General features: G+C 66.4%; 15 protein-coding genes. 10 read left to right on the top strand and 5 right to left on the bottom strand.

What is annotated here, in order from left to right:
- The 9 genes from FNA46_RS08360 (at position 1) to FNA46_RS08320 (ending at position 8,852) form a co-directional block, all read left to right on the top strand.
- Complete coding sequence (locus FNA46_RS08360) at positions 1-672, top strand: GntR family transcriptional regulator (RefSeq protein ID WP_143124742.1); 672 nt, start codon at positions 1-3, stop codon at positions 670-672.
- A gap of 540 nt (positions 673-1,212) precedes the next feature.
- Positions 1,213-1,821 (top strand): biotin transporter BioY, encoded by a 609-nt coding sequence (locus tag FNA46_RS08355; RefSeq protein ID WP_143124741.1) that lies wholly within the window; start codon positions 1,213-1,215, stop codon positions 1,819-1,821.
- Positions 1,818-2,936 carry a biotin synthase BioB gene (bioB, locus tag FNA46_RS08350; protein ID WP_143124740.1) on the top strand — a complete coding sequence of 373 codons (1,119 nt, stop codon included), beginning with the start codon at positions 1,818-1,820 and terminating at the stop codon, positions 2,934-2,936. The genes FNA46_RS08355 and bioB overlap by 4 nt, the downstream gene beginning before the upstream one ends.
- Positions 2,937-3,120: 184 nt before the next feature.
- Positions 3,121-3,984, top strand: a complete 864-nt coding sequence (locus tag FNA46_RS08345) for a metallophosphoesterase family protein (protein WP_143124739.1) — start codon at positions 3,121-3,123, stop codon at positions 3,982-3,984.
- Complete coding sequence (locus tag FNA46_RS08340; RefSeq protein WP_143124738.1) at positions 3,981-5,156, top strand: ABC transporter ATP-binding protein; 1,176 nt, start codon at positions 3,981-3,983, stop codon at positions 5,154-5,156. Before FNA46_RS08345 ends, FNA46_RS08340 begins: the two co-directional genes overlap by 4 nt.
- Entirely contained in the window at positions 5,149-6,075 is a 927-nt protein-coding gene (locus FNA46_RS08335; protein ID WP_143124737.1) for a carbohydrate ABC transporter permease, read from the top strand. Before FNA46_RS08340 ends, FNA46_RS08335 begins: the two co-directional genes overlap by 8 nt.
- Entirely contained in the window at positions 6,072-6,908 is an 837-nt protein-coding gene (locus FNA46_RS08330; protein ID WP_143124736.1) for a carbohydrate ABC transporter permease, read from the top strand. Before FNA46_RS08335 ends, FNA46_RS08330 begins: the two co-directional genes overlap by 4 nt.
- A gap of 32 nt (positions 6,909-6,940) precedes the next feature.
- Positions 6,941-8,209 carry an ABC transporter substrate-binding protein gene (locus FNA46_RS08325; protein WP_143124735.1) on the top strand — a complete coding sequence of 423 codons (1,269 nt, stop codon included), beginning with the start codon at positions 6,941-6,943 and terminating at the stop codon, positions 8,207-8,209.
- 250 nt (positions 8,210-8,459) lie between these two features.
- Entirely contained in the window at positions 8,460-8,852 is a 393-nt protein-coding gene (locus tag FNA46_RS08320; RefSeq protein ID WP_185969770.1) for a BPSL0067 family protein, read from the top strand.
- Between the two features lie 23 nt (positions 8,853-8,875).
- Here the strand turns inward: FNA46_RS08320 and FNA46_RS08315 are convergent, their stop codons facing one another.
- The 4 genes from FNA46_RS08315 to FNA46_RS08300 all read right to left on the bottom strand — a co-directional run bounded on the left by FNA46_RS08315 (position 8,876) and on the right by FNA46_RS08300 (position 12,479).
- On the bottom strand, positions 8,876-9,856 hold the full coding sequence (locus tag FNA46_RS08315; protein ID WP_143124733.1) for a substrate-binding domain-containing protein: 981 nt from the start codon (positions 9,854-9,856) through the stop codon (positions 8,876-8,878).
- Between the two features lie 419 nt (positions 9,857-10,275).
- Complete coding sequence (locus tag FNA46_RS08310) at positions 10,276-10,533, bottom strand: WGR domain-containing protein (protein WP_143124732.1); 258 nt, start codon at positions 10,531-10,533, stop codon at positions 10,276-10,278.
- Positions 10,534-10,603: 70 nt separating this feature from the next.
- On the bottom strand, positions 10,604-12,262 hold the full coding sequence (locus FNA46_RS08305) for an alkaline phosphatase family protein (protein WP_143124731.1): 1,659 nt from the start codon (positions 12,260-12,262) through the stop codon (positions 10,604-10,606).
- A complete protein-coding gene (locus FNA46_RS08300; protein ID WP_143124730.1) occupies positions 12,240-12,479 on the bottom strand; it encodes a hypothetical protein in 240 nt (79 codons plus the stop codon). The genes FNA46_RS08305 and FNA46_RS08300 overlap by 23 nt, the downstream gene beginning before the upstream one ends.
- On the opposite strand from FNA46_RS08300, the gene FNA46_RS08295 reads away from it, so the two are divergent.
- Positions 12,478-13,446 carry a lysylphosphatidylglycerol synthase transmembrane domain-containing protein gene (locus tag FNA46_RS08295; RefSeq protein ID WP_143124729.1) on the top strand — a complete coding sequence of 323 codons (969 nt, stop codon included), beginning with the start codon at positions 12,478-12,480 and terminating at the stop codon, positions 13,444-13,446. The genes FNA46_RS08300 and FNA46_RS08295 overlap by 2 nt on opposite strands.
- Here FNA46_RS08295 and FNA46_RS08290 read toward each other — a convergent pair.
- On the bottom strand, positions 13,398-14,186 hold the full coding sequence (locus tag FNA46_RS08290; protein WP_143124728.1) for a CDP-alcohol phosphatidyltransferase family protein: 789 nt from the start codon (positions 14,184-14,186) through the stop codon (positions 13,398-13,400). The genes FNA46_RS08295 and FNA46_RS08290 overlap by 49 nt on opposite strands.
- Positions 14,187-14,218: the final 32 nt, after the last annotated feature.

The following is a 14,218-nucleotide window of genomic DNA, read 5'->3' as shown; positions in this document are numbered from 1 at the left end:
ATGAGCGCAGCAAAGAAAGAAGAGACGCTTGCGGTTCGCATCAGCCGCACGCTGGCCGACCGGATCATCGCCGGCGCGATCGCGCCCGGCACGCGTCTGCGGCAGGATCATATCGCGGAGGAATTCGGGGCGAGCCACGTGCCGGTGCGCGAGGCTTTTCGCCGGCTGGAGGCGCAGGGGCTGGCCGTCAGCGAGCCGCGCCGCGGCGTGCGCGTGGCCTCCTTCCAGCTCTCCGAGGTCAAGGAAGTGGCGGAAATGCGCGCCGCGCTGGAGGTGCTGGCGCTGAAGCACGCCGCCCCCCACCTGACGCCCGCCATTCTCGATGCCGCCGAGGAGGCGACCCGCGCCGGCGACGCCTCGCGCGATGTGCGCAGCTGGGAGGAGGCGAACCGTCGTTTTCACCGGCTGATCGTCACCCCCTGCGGCATGCCGCGCCTGCTGGCCGCCATCGACGACCTGCATCAGGCAAGCGCCCGTTTTCTGTTCGCCGCCTGGCGCTCCAACTGGGAAGCCCAGACCGACCACGACCACCAGGCCATTCTCTCCGCGCTGCGCCAGGGCGAGGTGGATGCCGCCTGCACCATCCTTTCCCGCCACGTCCAATGGATCGGCCGCCGCCCCGTCGCGACCGCCGGCGGCGCGACGCGCGATGCGTTTGCGATCATCGGGTGATATTTTATAGATAATTTTGGGATTGGTAGAAGTGAGCCGTGGTCGTGCGGCCCGCAGGTTTGGCTCCGGCAGTCCTGATCGGTTTCGGGTGCCGCCCCTCATCCGCCTGCCGGCACCTTCTCCCCGTGGGGGAGAAGGGTTGTGTGGCGGCCTTGCCACCCTAAAGTCACAGCGGTTCGAATGGCTGTCACCATTCAATGCCGTTGAAAAAGAAGCGTTTAAGGGAATGTAGCGAGCGGCATCCTCCCTGCCTTCTCCCCTCGGGGAGAAGGTGCCCGAAGGGCGGATGAGGGGGCTGCATTCACCGAGTGGGCCGTTATCCTTTCCAGCGCGCTCTCCCGCCACCGCCGTCATCTCTCCCCCAAAATTCCTGCTCGCCGCACATCCACCCGGCACGTGCACAGGCCTGCCTCCCACCGCGATCTTCCCGACGTTTTATCTGAATCCTCAAATTATCTATAAAATACCCTTGCGACTCTCCCTCATATCTGGAATCCTCGCCCGGCACTGCAAAATTATCTATAATTTACGAGGTGACTCATGTTGCAATCCACTCCCGCGCCGCACTGGCGCACTCTGTCCCGTCAGGCGGCGCTGGCCGTGGGCGGCGCAGCCCTGATCACGCTTTCGGCGAAGCTGCAGATTCCGTTCTGGCCGGTGCCGATGACGCTGCACACGCTGGCGGTGATGGCGATTGCGGTGGCGGCCGGGCCGCGGCTGGCGCTCGCAACGCTTGCCACCTATCTGGCGGCCGGGGCGGCGGGGCTGCCGGTATTTTCCGGCACGCCGGAGCGCGGCATCGGTATCGCCTACATGATGGGGCCGACCGGCGGTTATCTGGCTGGCTATCTCATCAGCGCCGGCGTGACGGCCTGGCTGGCGAAGGGGCGCGGCACGCTCGGCCGCATCGGCGCGATGCTCTGCGGCCTTGCCGTCATCTATGCGCTCGGTCTTGCCTGGCTGGCGCAGTTCGTGCCCGGCGACCGGGTGATGGCCGTGGGTCTCCTGCCTTTCCTGCCGGCCGATCTCGTCAAGGTGGCGCTGGTGGCGGCGGGCGCAACACTGCCCTGGGGGCGGCTCGGCGGCCTGTCTGGCGGCCCGTCAGACGGCCCCTCTGGTGGCCCCTTTGACGGAAACTCCGGCCGATGAGCGCGGCTTCCACGGCAATCGGTTCGGCGCGGCGCCGGACCACCCCGCCGCCGGCCGGCGAGGCGGTCCCGACCGCCGGCCCCGCGCGGTCGGCCGATGCAGCAAGCGCCGCCGCAGGGGCCCACCACGCGCAACTAGCCCCGCAAAAGGGCCTGCGCTTCGACTGGACGCAAGACGAGGCGCGTGCGCTCTACGACCTGCCGTTTCCCGAACTGCTGTTTCGCGCCCAGACCATCCACCGCACCCATTTCGATCCGGCGGTGATCGAAACTGCGACGCTGCTCTCCATCAAGACCGGCGGTTGCCCGGAGGATTGCGGCTACTGTTCGCAGAGCGCGCATCACAAGACAGGCGTGAAGGCGACGAAGCTGATGGCGGTGGAGCGGGTGCTGGAGGAGGCGCGCCGCGCCAAGGCGGCCGGCGCCACACGCTTCTGCATGGGCGCTGCGTGGCGCGCGCCAAAGGATCGCGATCTCGACAGCGTCTGCGCCATGATCGAGGGCGTGCGTGATCTTGGCCTCGAAACCTGCGTCACGCTCGGCATGCTGAGCCCGGCGCAGGTGGCGCGGCTGGGGGAGGCGGGGCTCGATTACTACAACCACAATATCGATACCTCGCGCGACTTCTATTCGCAGATCGTCACCACCCGCACGATGGACGACCGGCTGGAGACGCTGTCCGAGGTGCGGCGCGGCGGCATCAAGCTCTGCACCGGCGGCATCGTCGGCATGGGCGAGACGGTGGAGGATCGGATTGCCATGCTGGTGATCCTGGCTGGCCTTGCTCCGCATCCCGAAAGCGTGCCGCTCAATATGTGGAACGAGATTGCCGGCACGCCGATCCACGGCAAGGCGAAACCCGTCGAGCCGATTGCCTTCGTGCGGCTGGTGGCGCTTGCCCGCATCCTGATGCCGGCAAGCGTGGTGCGGCTGTCGGCCGGCCGCCATGCAATGAGCGACGAGTTGCAGGCGCTCGCCTTTCTCGCCGGCGCCAATTCCATCTTCACCGGCGATGTGCTGCTGACCACCGGCAATCCGGAACGGGCCCGCGATGCGGATCTGATGCAGCGGCTCGGGATGCGCTTTGCGACCGCTGCTCCTTCCCCCGAAATTTGAAGGCCCCTGAAATTTGAGGGGCCACCGGGGCCTCGCGCCCCGGTGGCAAACCATGACGCCCGGATGACAAAAATGGAAACAGGACGGAAAGGCCTGTTACGCGGCTGACAACAGCGGCCTCTATGACCTCTGCCGATGAAGAGCCGGGCGGTAAGCCCGGCGCCCCCGCATCGGAGTTGTGCACGTGAAGGTCATCCAGATTACCGATACCCATTTCAGCCCGTCGAAGACGCATTTCAACGGCAACTGGGCGCCCCTGCTGGACTGGCTGGAGGCCGAAAAGCCGGACCTCATCATCCACACCGGCGACCTGACCGTCGACGGGGCCGACAAGGCGGACGATATCGCCTTTTGCCTCGACCTGATGCGCCAGGCCTCCGCGCCGATGCTGATCGTGCCCGGCAATCACGATGTCGGCCATCTGCCGGGCTCGCACCAGCCGGTCAATCGCGAGCGGCTGGACCGCTGGAACGGTCTCGTCGGCGCCGATCGCTTCATCCACGATATCGAGGGCTGGCGGCTGATCGGCTTCAACACGCTGCTGCTCGGCATGGACAATGCGGACGAGCAGGAACAGCTCGACTGGCTGGCCGAGGCGATGGCGGGCGCGGGGACCCGCCGCATCGCGCTGTTCACCCACAAGCCGATCTTCGTCGACGACCCGCATGAGGGCGATACCGGCTACTGGAGCGTGCGCCCCGCACCGCGCGCCCGCCTCTACGAGATGATGGAGCGCCACGATGTCGGCCTCGTCGGCTCCGGCCACCTGCACTGGGCCTGGACGGGCGAATGGAACGGGACCCGCTTCGTCTGGGGTCCGTCCGCCGCCTTCGTCATCGATAGGCTGGAGCGCGAAATGCCCGGCGAGCGGCTGATCGGCGCCGTCATCCACACCTTCGAGGGGCCTGCGGTTTCCAGCGAGATCGTCGCGGTGCCGGGCATGGTCGCCCATGTCATCGATGACGTCATCGACGAGGTCTATCCGAAGCCGGCCGCACCTGACGCTGAGTTGCGTGACGCCGGAACATCGGGGGAGGCGGCGGAATGAGCGCGCTGCACCTCGACAACATCACGAAATCCTTCGGTGACAATGCCATCCTGAAGGGCATCACGCTTGAGGCGGAAGCCGGCGAATTCATCGCCCTGGTCGGTCCCTCCGGTTGCGGCAAGAGCACGCTGCTCCGGATCGTCGCCGGCCTCGAACAGGCGACCACCGGTTCGGTGAAAGCGGGCGGGCGCGAACTCACCGTGCTGCCGGCGGCCGAGCGCAATGTGGCGATGGTCTTCCAGTCCTATGCGCTCTATCCGCATCTGACGGCGGGGCAGAACATTGCCGTGCCGCTCGCCATGCGTCAGCTGTCGCGGCTTGGCCGCACGCCGCTTCTCGGCGCGCTTGCCCCCGGCCAGAAGGCGATCCGCAAGACCATCCAGAACCAGGTGGCCGAGATGGCGCGCGCGCTGAAGATCGAGCACCTGCTCGACCGCAAGCCCGGCCAGATGTCCGGCGGCCAGCGGCAGCGCGTGGCGCTCGCCCGCGCCATGGTGCGCCGTCCGAGCCTGTTCCTGATGGACGAGCCGCTCTCCAACCTCGACGCCAACCTGCGCGTCCATGCCCGCGGCGAGATCGTCGATCTGCATCGCCGCGCCGGCGTTCCCACCCTTTACGTGACACATGACCAGGCCGAAGCACTGTCGATGGCGGACCGGGTTGCCGTGATGATCGGCGGCAACCTTCTTCAGCTCGCTTCGCCCGAGGCCATTTACGAGGATCCGCGCCATATCGAGGTGGCGCGGTTCCTCGGCCAGCCGCGCATCAACAGCGTTGAAAGCCGGGTGGGCGCCGATGGCCGGATCGCCTTCGGTCCCGTCACGCTCCAGCCGCGCGAGGCGCTTGCGCCCGGCGCGGCGGTCACGCTCGCCATCCGCCCGGAGCATGTCCGTGTGGTGCCGCGTGCCGCCTCCGGACCCGCTTTTGGCCTGCCGGCCCAGGCAGAGCGGCTGGAATTTCTAGGCTCGGAAGTGATCGTCTCGGTGCGGCTCGATGGCATGGGCGAGGGGATGCTCGCCAAGCTTTCGCCGGCCGAGGCGCGGCGCATCGCCGTCGGCATGCCGGTGTCCGTGTTGCCGGAGCCGGAGCGCATGCTGGTGTTTGCCGCAACCGGCGAACGGCTGGAGGCGGCGCTGACCACCGAAACCGTGCGGGAGAGCATTCATGGCTAGTTTCGCCGCAACCGCCTCGCTTTCCGCGCCGATGATCGACGTGCAGGCGCGCCGCCAGTCGCGCACCGCTTGGCTGCTGGTCGCGCCGGCGGTGATCCTCATCCTCGCCTTCATCGTCGGGCCGATGGTTGCCGTCGTCTTTCTCGGCTTTACCGATTTCGAACTGGGCTATGGCAGCTTCCGCTTCGTCGGTTTCGAGAACTATGCGGAACTCTTCTCCGACCGCACCTTCCTGAAATCGCTGTCGAACACGGCGCTTTATACGGCGATCGTCGCGCCTGTCTCGCTGCTGCTCGGGCTCGCACTGGCGCTTCTGATCGAAGGCGAAAAGATCGGCCGCTCGTTTTTCCGCACCGCCTATTTCCTGCCGGTCGCCTCGCTGCTGGTGGCCATGGCCACCGTCTGGCAATACCTGTTCCACCCCTCGATCGGGCCGATCAATGCGGGTCTGAGGATGATCGGGCTTGCCGGGCCGAACTGGCTCGGCGCCTCCGACATGGTGCTCTACAGCCTCGCCATCATCGGCATCTGGCAGAGCGCCGGCTTCAACATGGTGCTGTTTCTCGCCGGCCTCTCCGCCATTCCGCGCGATCTCTATGCCGCCGCCGAAGTGGACGGCGCGAAATCCGCGCTCGACCGCTTTCTCCTCGTCACCTGGCCGATGCTGGGGCCGACCACGCTCTTCGTCATCACCATCAGCATCATCAATGCGGTCAAAGTGTTCGAAACGGTGAAGACGCTGACCGAGGGCGGCCCGAACAAGGCTTCCGAAGTGCTGCTTTTCACCATCTATCAGGAAGGCTTCGTCTATCTGCGCGTCGGCTATGCCTCGGCCATGACCGTCGTCTTCCTCGCGGTGCTGGTGGTGCTGATGGTGCTGCAATACCGCCTGCTGGACCGGGAGGTGCATTACGCATGACCGCTGCTCCCTTCACGCTCGGCCGCGCCTTACGTCTCGGCCTTCTCATTCTCGGCGCGCTGATCTTTCTTGCGCCCTACATCTTCATGGTTTCCACCTCCGGCAAGGCGCAGAGCGAGATCTTCACCTCCTCGCTGTCGCTGATCCCGGACCAGCCCTATTTCCTGCAGAATTTTGCCAAGGCGTTTTCGCGGGTCTCGATGCCGCGGCTGTTGTGGAACGGCGTGGTGGTCTGCGGGTTGATCCTCGTCTTCCAGGTGGTGATCGCGGTGCCCTGCGCCTATGCGCTGGCCAAGCTGAAGTTTCCCGCCGCGAAGCTGATGATGGCGCTGGTGATGCTGGGTCTGCTGGTGCCGATCCATGCCACCGCCCTGCCGCTCTATGTCGCCTTCGATAAGCTCTCGGTTCTCAACAGCTATGTCGCGCTGGTCGCCCCGTTCTCGATCTCGGTGTTCGGCATCTTCCTGTTCCTGCAGTTCTTCCGGGCCATGCCGGACGACCTGATCCACGCGGCGCGGCTGGACGGCATGTCGGAGCTTGGCATCGTGGCGCGCGTCATCGTGCCGAATGCCTGGCCGGCGGTCACCGCCTTTGCCATCTTCTCGGTCGTCGCCCACTGGAACGACCTCTACTGGCCGCTGATCGTCGTCTCCAACCAGGCCTATGCCACGCCGCCGCTCGGCCTTCTCTATTTCCGCGCCGCCGAAGCCGGAGACGATTACGGCGCGCTGATGGCCGCCACCCTCATCATCACGCTTCCCCTCGTCGCCGCCTTCCTGCTGGCACAGAAACGCTTCGTCGAGGGCATCACCATGACCGGTCTGAAGGGCTGACCGGTTCAATCCCATCCCACTGGAGACCTGCCATGCAGCATTTCAAGAAAATCCTGGCGGCCGCCGCCGTCACCATGGCCTTTGCCCTGCCGGCAAAGGCAGACACGGTGCTGACCGTGCATTACCCGATGCCCGGTTTCTTCAAGGACGTGATGGACACGATCTCGAAGAAGTTCATGGACGAGAACCCGGACATCAAGATCCAGTTCGCCAATCCCTCGGCCACCTACGAAGAAGGCATCCAGACCATCATGCGCCAGGCCGGCACGGCCGAAATGCCTGACGTGACCTTCATCGGCCTCAACCGCCTGCGCATGGTCAACGAGCGCGATATCCCGGTCGATCTCGGCCCGATGATCGCGAAAGACAAGCAGAGCATGGCGGATCAGGGCTTCTCCGACACCATCCTGAAACTTGCCCAGGTCAACGGCAAGCAGGTGGGCCTCGCTTTCGCGACCTCCAACCCGATCATGTATTACAATGCCGATCTGGTGAAGGCTGCCGGCGGCAATCCGGACCAGCCGCCGAAGACCTGGGACGAGGTGATCGAACTCGGCAAGAAGATCAAGGCGCTCGGCAATGGCGTCGATTCCATCGACTTCCGCTGGCAGGGCGATGACTGGATGTTCTCCGCGCTGCTGTTCGGCGCCGGTGGCACCATGCTCTCCAAGGACGAGGGCCAGGTGGCCTTCAACGGTCCGGAAGGCCTGAAGGCCATGACCATCATCGACCGCATGGTCAAGGAAGCCGGCATGCCGGTCTTCACCAAGGCGGCGGGCGAACAGGCCTTCGTGGCCGGCAAGGTGGGCTTCACCTTCCAGACCACCGGCGCGCTGCGCAACACCATCAAGAATGTCGGCGGCAAGTTCGACCTGCGCACTGCCGCGATCCCGCTGATCGACCCGGCAAACGGCAAGCTGCCGACCGGCGGCAATGCCGTCGTCATCCTGACCGATGACGCCGCCAAGCAGGCCGCCGCCTGGAAGTTCGCCAAGTTCGCCGCCGGCCCCTATGGCGCTTCCGTCGTCGTTCCCGGCACCGGCTACGTGCCGAACAACGAGCTGGCCGCCAAGTCGTCGGATTATCTCGGCAACTTCTACAAGGAAAACCCGCTCTTCCTCGCCGGCCTCAACCAGATGCCGCGCATGATCCCCTGGTATGCTTTCCCGGGTTCGAACGGCGTGCGCGTGACGCAGACCATCGTCGACAACATCTCCCGCGTCGTCGACCAGTCCGCCACCCCGCAGCAGGCTCTGGACGATGCCGCCAAGGAGGTAAAGCGCCTGCTGCCGCGCACGTAAACCGCACTGCTCTTTGCGAAGGACAAACAGCCCGCCGTGTATCTGCATGGCGGGTTTTCTATTTTTCGAGAAAGGAGATCAAATAAAAAAGCAGGACTCGCCTTCTCCATTGCGAGATCGAGCCGTAAATATATGTTGTCGATATTCAGTATGCGTATTTCCGATGATTTTGATTGAAAATTTCTAGCAAAAAATAAATTATATTCCATGTTTCACTGTCGTGATGCATCCGGTGACAATGGGGGTGCGGATGGCCTATCTCCTGCAGATCAGCGAGGCCGATGTCTTTGGTCGCGGCCGCTTTGCCAATGCCAAGGGCAATACCGAATGCGTGGAGTTCGTCCGGCAGGCGACGGGGGCGCCACAAACCGCGTCGTGGCATCCCGGTCGCCGGGTGATGGAGTGCGGGTCGGACGAGATTGCGCGGGGCACGGCCATCGCCACTTTCGCGGACGGAAAATACAATGTGACGGATGATCTGGGGCAGCACGCCGCGATCTACCTCTCCCACAGCGAAGCCGGCATCGAGGTTCTCGATCAGTGGAACAAGCAGGGCGAGGTGAGGCAGCGCACCATCCGCACCGGCCAGTCCGTCACACGCAGGCGCTCCAACCGGGCGGAGTGCTTTTATATCATTGAATAACCCACGCGGTGTCGCGTCGCCCGTCAGACCCGCCGCGCGGTGCCGCCGGTTCTCAACGAAAACCCGACTTCCAGATGGCGGGGGGCGGCGCCGTTGTCGGCGATGTCGAGCAGCAGCGAGGCGGCCACCGCCCCCATGCTGGCATCCGGCATTTCGATGGTGGTGAGCGCCGGGTCCATCAGCTGGCCGATGGCGATGCCGTCGAAGCCGGCGACCGAGATGTCGCCGGGGACGCTGAGGCCGAGGCGGCGCAGCGCGCCGATCACCCCGCAGGCGAGCAGGTCGTTGGAGGCGATGATGGCGCTCGGCGCGATCTCTGCCAGCGCCGGCGACAGGTCGAGCTGGTCGGGCGCGCCGATGAAGGGGATCTGCAACGCGGCAAAATCCGGCAGGCCCTCCTGCCGCAGCACGTCCAGATACCCGTCATAGCGCAGCCTGGCCCGGTCGGAAGCGCGGAAATCGCCGGAAATGAACAGGATGCGCCGGTGGCCGAGCGTGACGAGATGGCGGGTGATGAGGCGTCCGGCCTCGCGATTGTCCACCGTCACGGCGGCGGGAAAACCCGTCGTCGGGCGGTTGTTCAACAGCACGGTCGGCGGCAGCGGCTGCTTCAGCACCCGGCTGTTTTCGGCATCGCAGAGGGTGAGGATCAGTCCCGTCGGCCGTTCGGTCAGCAGCGCCGCCACGGCATCGGCCTCCTGCACGGGATCATAGTTCGACTGGGCGATCAGCACGCCGTGGCCGGCCACCAGCATGCGATTCTGGATCGAGGAGAGCGAGGCGGCAAACACCGGATTGGTGACGCTCGGGATCAGCACGCCGATCACCGGACGGCCCGCGGCGCGACGCGTGGCGGGCGGCGGCACGCGGTAGCCGAGATCGGCCGCCGCCTTGCGCACGCGCCGCATCGCCGTCTGGCTGACCGAGCCGGAGGCGTTCAGCGCCCGGCTCGCCGTTGCCAGCGAACAGCCTGCCCGCTCCGCCACTTCCTGCAATGTCGTCATCGCGCAATCCTCATGGGAGTGGCTGATTAGCCGCTCTGCATGTCGGGGATGCGACAGGGGAGGGCGCATGGATGGTGCGCTCCCCGAAAAAGACCCCTCCCCAACCCCTCCACACAAGGGGGAGGGGCTGACCTGGCCGCAACGCCCGCGACCCCATCACCGTCTGCGGGCCGATTGGGGCAAGGCGGTGCCACACGGGGTCTCCCCCCTTGTGGTGGGGTCCGAAGGACGGGTCGAGACACGCGGCTCGACCCCAAGCGGCAGCCAGAGGGGGTTTTTGCCCGTAAGTTTAATGTGGTGGTGTCCGAAGGATGGGCCGAGACACGCGGTTTGGCCTGCCACAGAACTTTCCGCAAGCTTCAAAAAGACCCCTCCCCACCCCCTCCCCGCAAGGGGGAGGGGCTGACCCGTCCGCCCCCTCACAAACCCTGCCCCGCCACCCGATAGCCTCGCTGCTGCTTGCGCCGGGCAAGCGCCGCCATGGCCTGTTCGGCGCTGGCGGCATCGGCAAAGATCTCCTCGGCGATCCGGCCCCGCGTGCCGATGCGGCCCCAGGTGCGGCGCAGACAGGTTTCGCCGAACAGGTTGGTTTCGATGGCGATCAGATAGAAGCGCGCCATGTTGCGCGCCGGGTCGATGCGGTGGCCGAGAAAGACCGGAAAGCTGTCGTTTTGCATGGGGGCAAGATTCGCAAGCCGGCGCCCTCGCTGTCCAACGAGAGTTTTGAATCGGTCGGCTGGCTTCGATTCACCCCTGTGATGGAAGCGGTGCGCCGGACAAAAGGCGGATCAGCCGGTCGCGCAGGCTGTCCATCCGGGTGGCGGGCAGGGCGGAGGGCGGCACGAGGCCGGCGGCAAAGCCATCCTTCTCGAAGCGGGCGACAAGGGCCTTGTCGCGGCTCACCACATGCAGCGGCACCGCGCGCGAGGCCTGCGGCCCGGTGACGATCGCGGCCGGCTGATGATCGCCGATGATGAGGAACAGCGCGTCGCCGCCATCGCGGGCGATATAGCTGCCAAGCGCTGCAAGGCTGTAATCGATCGTTTCGAGATAGTGGCGGCGCACATTGTCCGGGTCGGCCCAGACCACGGCCGGCGGCTGGTCGCCGGTGGCCTGCGCGTCGAAAATCCTTCCGTCGCCGATCGTGTCCCAATCGACGAGATGCGCGACCGGCGTCCAGGGCGCATGCGAGGAGATCAGCACCACCTGCGCCATCACCGGCTTGCGGTCTGGTGTGTCGCGCACCCTGCGCTGGAAGGCAGACAGCGTGTACTGGTCCGGCATGGTGATCCAGTTGAAGGGTTTTCCGCGATAGCCGAGATCGGCGGCGGCAAGGATCCGGTCATAGCCGTAATAGGCCGATTGCGGCCAGTCCATGGTGATGGCCGGCATCACCGCGACGCTTTCCCAGCCAGCCTCGGCAAACAGCCGGTTGAGGCTGGGGCGCTTGCTGATCATCAGCCGGTCGTAGCGCGCCTGGCTGTCGGTCCAGAGGCCGGAGAGAAAGGTGCCATGCGCGAGCCAGCTCAGGCCCCCGACGGTCGGAGAGGTGATCCAGGTGCTGGCGCTGGCAAAGCCCGCTGCCGCCAGATCGCGCTGCATGCCCTCCAGGCGCGGGCGGATTGTTGGGGCGTAACGCGGATCCTCCACCGCGCTTTGGCCATAGGATTCGACGAAGACCAGGATGACGTCCCGGCCGCTGACGGCGGAAAACAGGCCCTGGCCGCTCTGCGGTCCCCGGGCCTCGGCGAGTTCGCGGTCGAAGGCCTGGAGATCGCGCACCGAGGCGACGATCAGCTGCAGGCGTTCGGAGAGATAGGGGCCCGCCTCGGCGGTGACCGGCAGGTCCGCGTCTTTGCCGTGCAGCAGGCCGCCGATGGCAAGCAGCGCTGCGGCGGCGGCAAGGCCGAGGTGGCGGGGCCGGCCTTCAAGCCGCGCGAGCCCGGCCATCGCCTGCCGCAACAGCAGGATCACGAGGGCGAGCCCCAGCAGCGCCGCCACGACGCCGAGAAATGCTGTGAACGCACCGAGATTGCCGGCGGCGATGTTCCAGGCGTCCCGCAGCATCTTGCCGTCGAGATAGGGGTTGAAGGGACGCTGGAAGGCCGCCTGCGTGCCGATATCGGCAAGCTTGAGACACAGGATGAGGGTGGCCAGCAGCGTGACGACACCGGTCAGCACCCGCTTCCAGCGCCGGCCGGGCAACAGCAGCAGCACGCCAAGGGCCGGCACCTCCAGCGGCAGGCGCAGGAAGAATTCCACCTTCAGCGCACCCGGATGATCCGGCAGGTTGAGAATGGTCGCGCCGACCAGCAGGAACAGCAGGGCGGAGAGCATCGGGGGACAGGCGCGGCGCGCGCCGTATCGGGAGCCGGGGATGGGCCTATCGATCGTCGGGGTCGTCATGGTCTATCGTCTGCCGTTCTGCGTAGGATATGACATTGCGCCGGAGAAAGCCCCGGCGGGAAAGCCGCGCAAGGGCGCCATGCCCGCGCCGCAATGCCGGATGAACACCTGCCTGGCTCTCGCTGGAATTTCCGGGGGTGCGCCGGCTTTCGAGGATGCGAAACACGAACCCGCCGCCAAGCCCGTGCTTGCCGCGGCCACGGAAGGGCAGACCCATGCAGACCGCCTCGCGCGCCAGAATACTGGTCCGCATCGCCGCAAGCCTTGCGGCGCTGTGCCTGCTGCCGCTGCTCGCCTTCTGGATCAAGCCGGCCACGATCCTCGACGCGCTGGCGCAGGTCTCGCTGTGGCATGTGGCGCTCGGGCTGGTGCTGGTGCAGGGTCAGATCGTGCTGTCCGCTCTCCGCTGGCGGCTGGCGGCCGAACGGCTGGGTCAGCAGATCACGGCCGGCGCGGCGATCCGGGAATATTATGTGGCCAGCGCCGTCAACCAGGTGGTGCCGGGCGGCATGGCGGGCGATGTGCTGCGCGCCTGGCGCATGGCGCAAGATGGCGCGGGCGGCTGGCAGCGGGCGGCGCGCGCGGTGGTTTACGAGCGGCTGTCCGGCCAGATCGCCTTTCTGGCGCTCTGTCTCGTCGGCATTCCCTTCTGGCCCTTGCTGCCGGGAGCGGCCCTGCAGGCCGGCCACCATCTGCTGCTGGCTGGGGCGGTGCTCACCGCCGCCGTCATAGCGGCCGTGCTGCTGCTGCGCCGCTTTGCCGGGTTGCGGGATGAGCTGGCGGAGGTTTTTGTCCGGCGCGGCGCGCTCCTGCGGCAGGGCGGCCTCAGCCTTGCGGTGGTCTGCGGCTATGTCGCGCTGTTTCTCGTCAGTGCCGATGCGGTCGGCGCGCCGCTGCCGGTTGCGGCCATGGTCACCATCGTGCCGATGACGCTGGCCGCCATGCTGATCCCGACCGGTCTCGGCGGCTGGGGCACGCGCGAGGCGGCGGCCGCAGCGCTCTGGCCGCTGGCCGGCCTTTCCAGTGCGTCCGGGCTTTCCGCCAGCCTTCTCTATGGCGCGCTGGCGCTTGCGGGCGCCCTGCCGGGGCTCGTCATTCTGGCGCTTGGCCGGCATCCGAAAGGCGCCCGCCATGCTCACGCAGGCCGCCGCATCAGCGTGATCCCATCGACGCCGAACGAATAGAGGAGTGCGGCAAGCGCGATGGCCGCCATGGCGGTGGAAACGGGCGGCACCACCTGCGGCACCAGCACCAGACACAGCACCGCCACCTGCACCACGCAGACCGCCTTGCGCCGGAAAGACGGCGCAAGCTCGCCGCGCAGCTTTGGCAGGAACCACTGCGCCATCACGAAGGCGTAGCGCATCAGCCCGATCAGCACGACCCAGAGGCCCGCCTTGCCGAGCACGGTTGCGCCGATCGACAGGATCAGGATCAGCAGCGCATCCACCTCCATGTCGAAGCGCGCGCCAAGCTCCGACTGCTGGCGATAGCGGCGGGCGAGATAGCCATCGACGCCATCGAGGGCGAGCGCGAACAGCACGGCCGCCACCGTCCACCAGATCAGGCTGTCGAAATGTGCCGCGCCAAAGCTGTGCGAGAAGAGCACGGTCGCGCCGACCAGACTGACGATGCCGGCGCGGAGCGAGGTGACGAGATTGGCAAAGCCGAAGCGGGCATGCCGGTGGGCGGGAAGGCCGCGCAATACCAGGCCGAAAATGCCGGCCAGAAGCAGGGCCGCAATCATCGGCACATGGATCTCCAGCGGCAGATGCAGCGCCGCCATGCCCCAGCTCGCCACCGAGGCGACATAGACCAGCCCCAGCGCCTTCAGCGTATCGGCCAGCAGCGGATCCACCGTGCGGGTGATCGCAACAAGCCTCGGCGCCCAGCGAGCACCGGTGAAACGGGTCTTGATCGACATGGGACGCTCTCCTTGCGCCTGCGGCGCCTTGC

Origin of the sequence: Affinirhizobium straminoryzae (genome assembly GCF_007004135.1) — a bacterium.
Taxonomy (GTDB): Bacteria; Pseudomonadota; Alphaproteobacteria; order Rhizobiales; family Rhizobiaceae; genus Neorhizobium; species Neorhizobium straminoryzae.
The sequence above is the reverse complement of the archived record's forward strand: the minus strand, read 5'-3'. Positions and strand labels throughout refer to the sequence as shown.

Excerpts from the sequence above, each read along its gene's own strand:
- FNA46_RS08360 (WP_143124742.1), top strand. The coding sequence starts at position 1 with ATGAGCGCAGCAAAGAAAGAAGAGACGCTTGCGGTTCGCATCAGCCGC.
- FNA46_RS08355 (WP_143124741.1), top strand. The coding sequence starts at position 1,213 with ATGTTGCAATCCACTCCCGCGCCGCACTGGCGCACTCTGTCCCGTCAG.
- bioB (WP_143124740.1), top strand. The coding sequence starts at position 1,818 with ATGAGCGCGGCTTCCACGGCAATCGGTTCGGCGCGGCGCCGGACCACC.
- FNA46_RS08340 (WP_143124738.1), top strand. The coding sequence starts at position 3,981 with ATGAGCGCGCTGCACCTCGACAACATCACGAAATCCTTCGGTGACAAT.
- FNA46_RS08335 (WP_143124737.1), top strand. The coding sequence starts at position 5,149 with ATGGCTAGTTTCGCCGCAACCGCCTCGCTTTCCGCGCCGATGATCGAC.
- FNA46_RS08330 (WP_143124736.1), top strand. The coding sequence starts at position 6,072 with ATGACCGCTGCTCCCTTCACGCTCGGCCGCGCCTTACGTCTCGGCCTT.
- FNA46_RS08325 (WP_143124735.1), top strand. The coding sequence starts at position 6,941 with ATGCAGCATTTCAAGAAAATCCTGGCGGCCGCCGCCGTCACCATGGCC.
- FNA46_RS08320 (WP_185969770.1), top strand. The coding sequence starts at position 8,460 with ATGGCCTATCTCCTGCAGATCAGCGAGGCCGATGTCTTTGGTCGCGGC.
- FNA46_RS08315 (WP_143124733.1), bottom strand. The coding sequence starts at position 9,856 with ATGACGACATTGCAGGAAGTGGCGGAGCGGGCAGGCTGTTCGCTGGCA.
- FNA46_RS08310 (WP_143124732.1), bottom strand. The coding sequence starts at position 10,533 with ATGCAAAACGACAGCTTTCCGGTCTTTCTCGGCCACCGCATCGACCCG.
- FNA46_RS08305 (WP_143124731.1), bottom strand. The coding sequence starts at position 12,262 with ATGACGACCCCGACGATCGATAGGCCCATCCCCGGCTCCCGATACGGC.
- FNA46_RS08295 (WP_143124729.1), top strand. The coding sequence starts at position 12,478 with ATGCAGACCGCCTCGCGCGCCAGAATACTGGTCCGCATCGCCGCAAGC.
- FNA46_RS08300 (WP_143124730.1), bottom strand. The coding sequence starts at position 12,479 with ATGGGTCTGCCCTTCCGTGGCCGCGGCAAGCACGGGCTTGGCGGCGGG.
- FNA46_RS08290 (WP_143124728.1), bottom strand. The coding sequence starts at position 14,186 with ATGTCGATCAAGACCCGTTTCACCGGTGCTCGCTGGGCGCCGAGGCTT.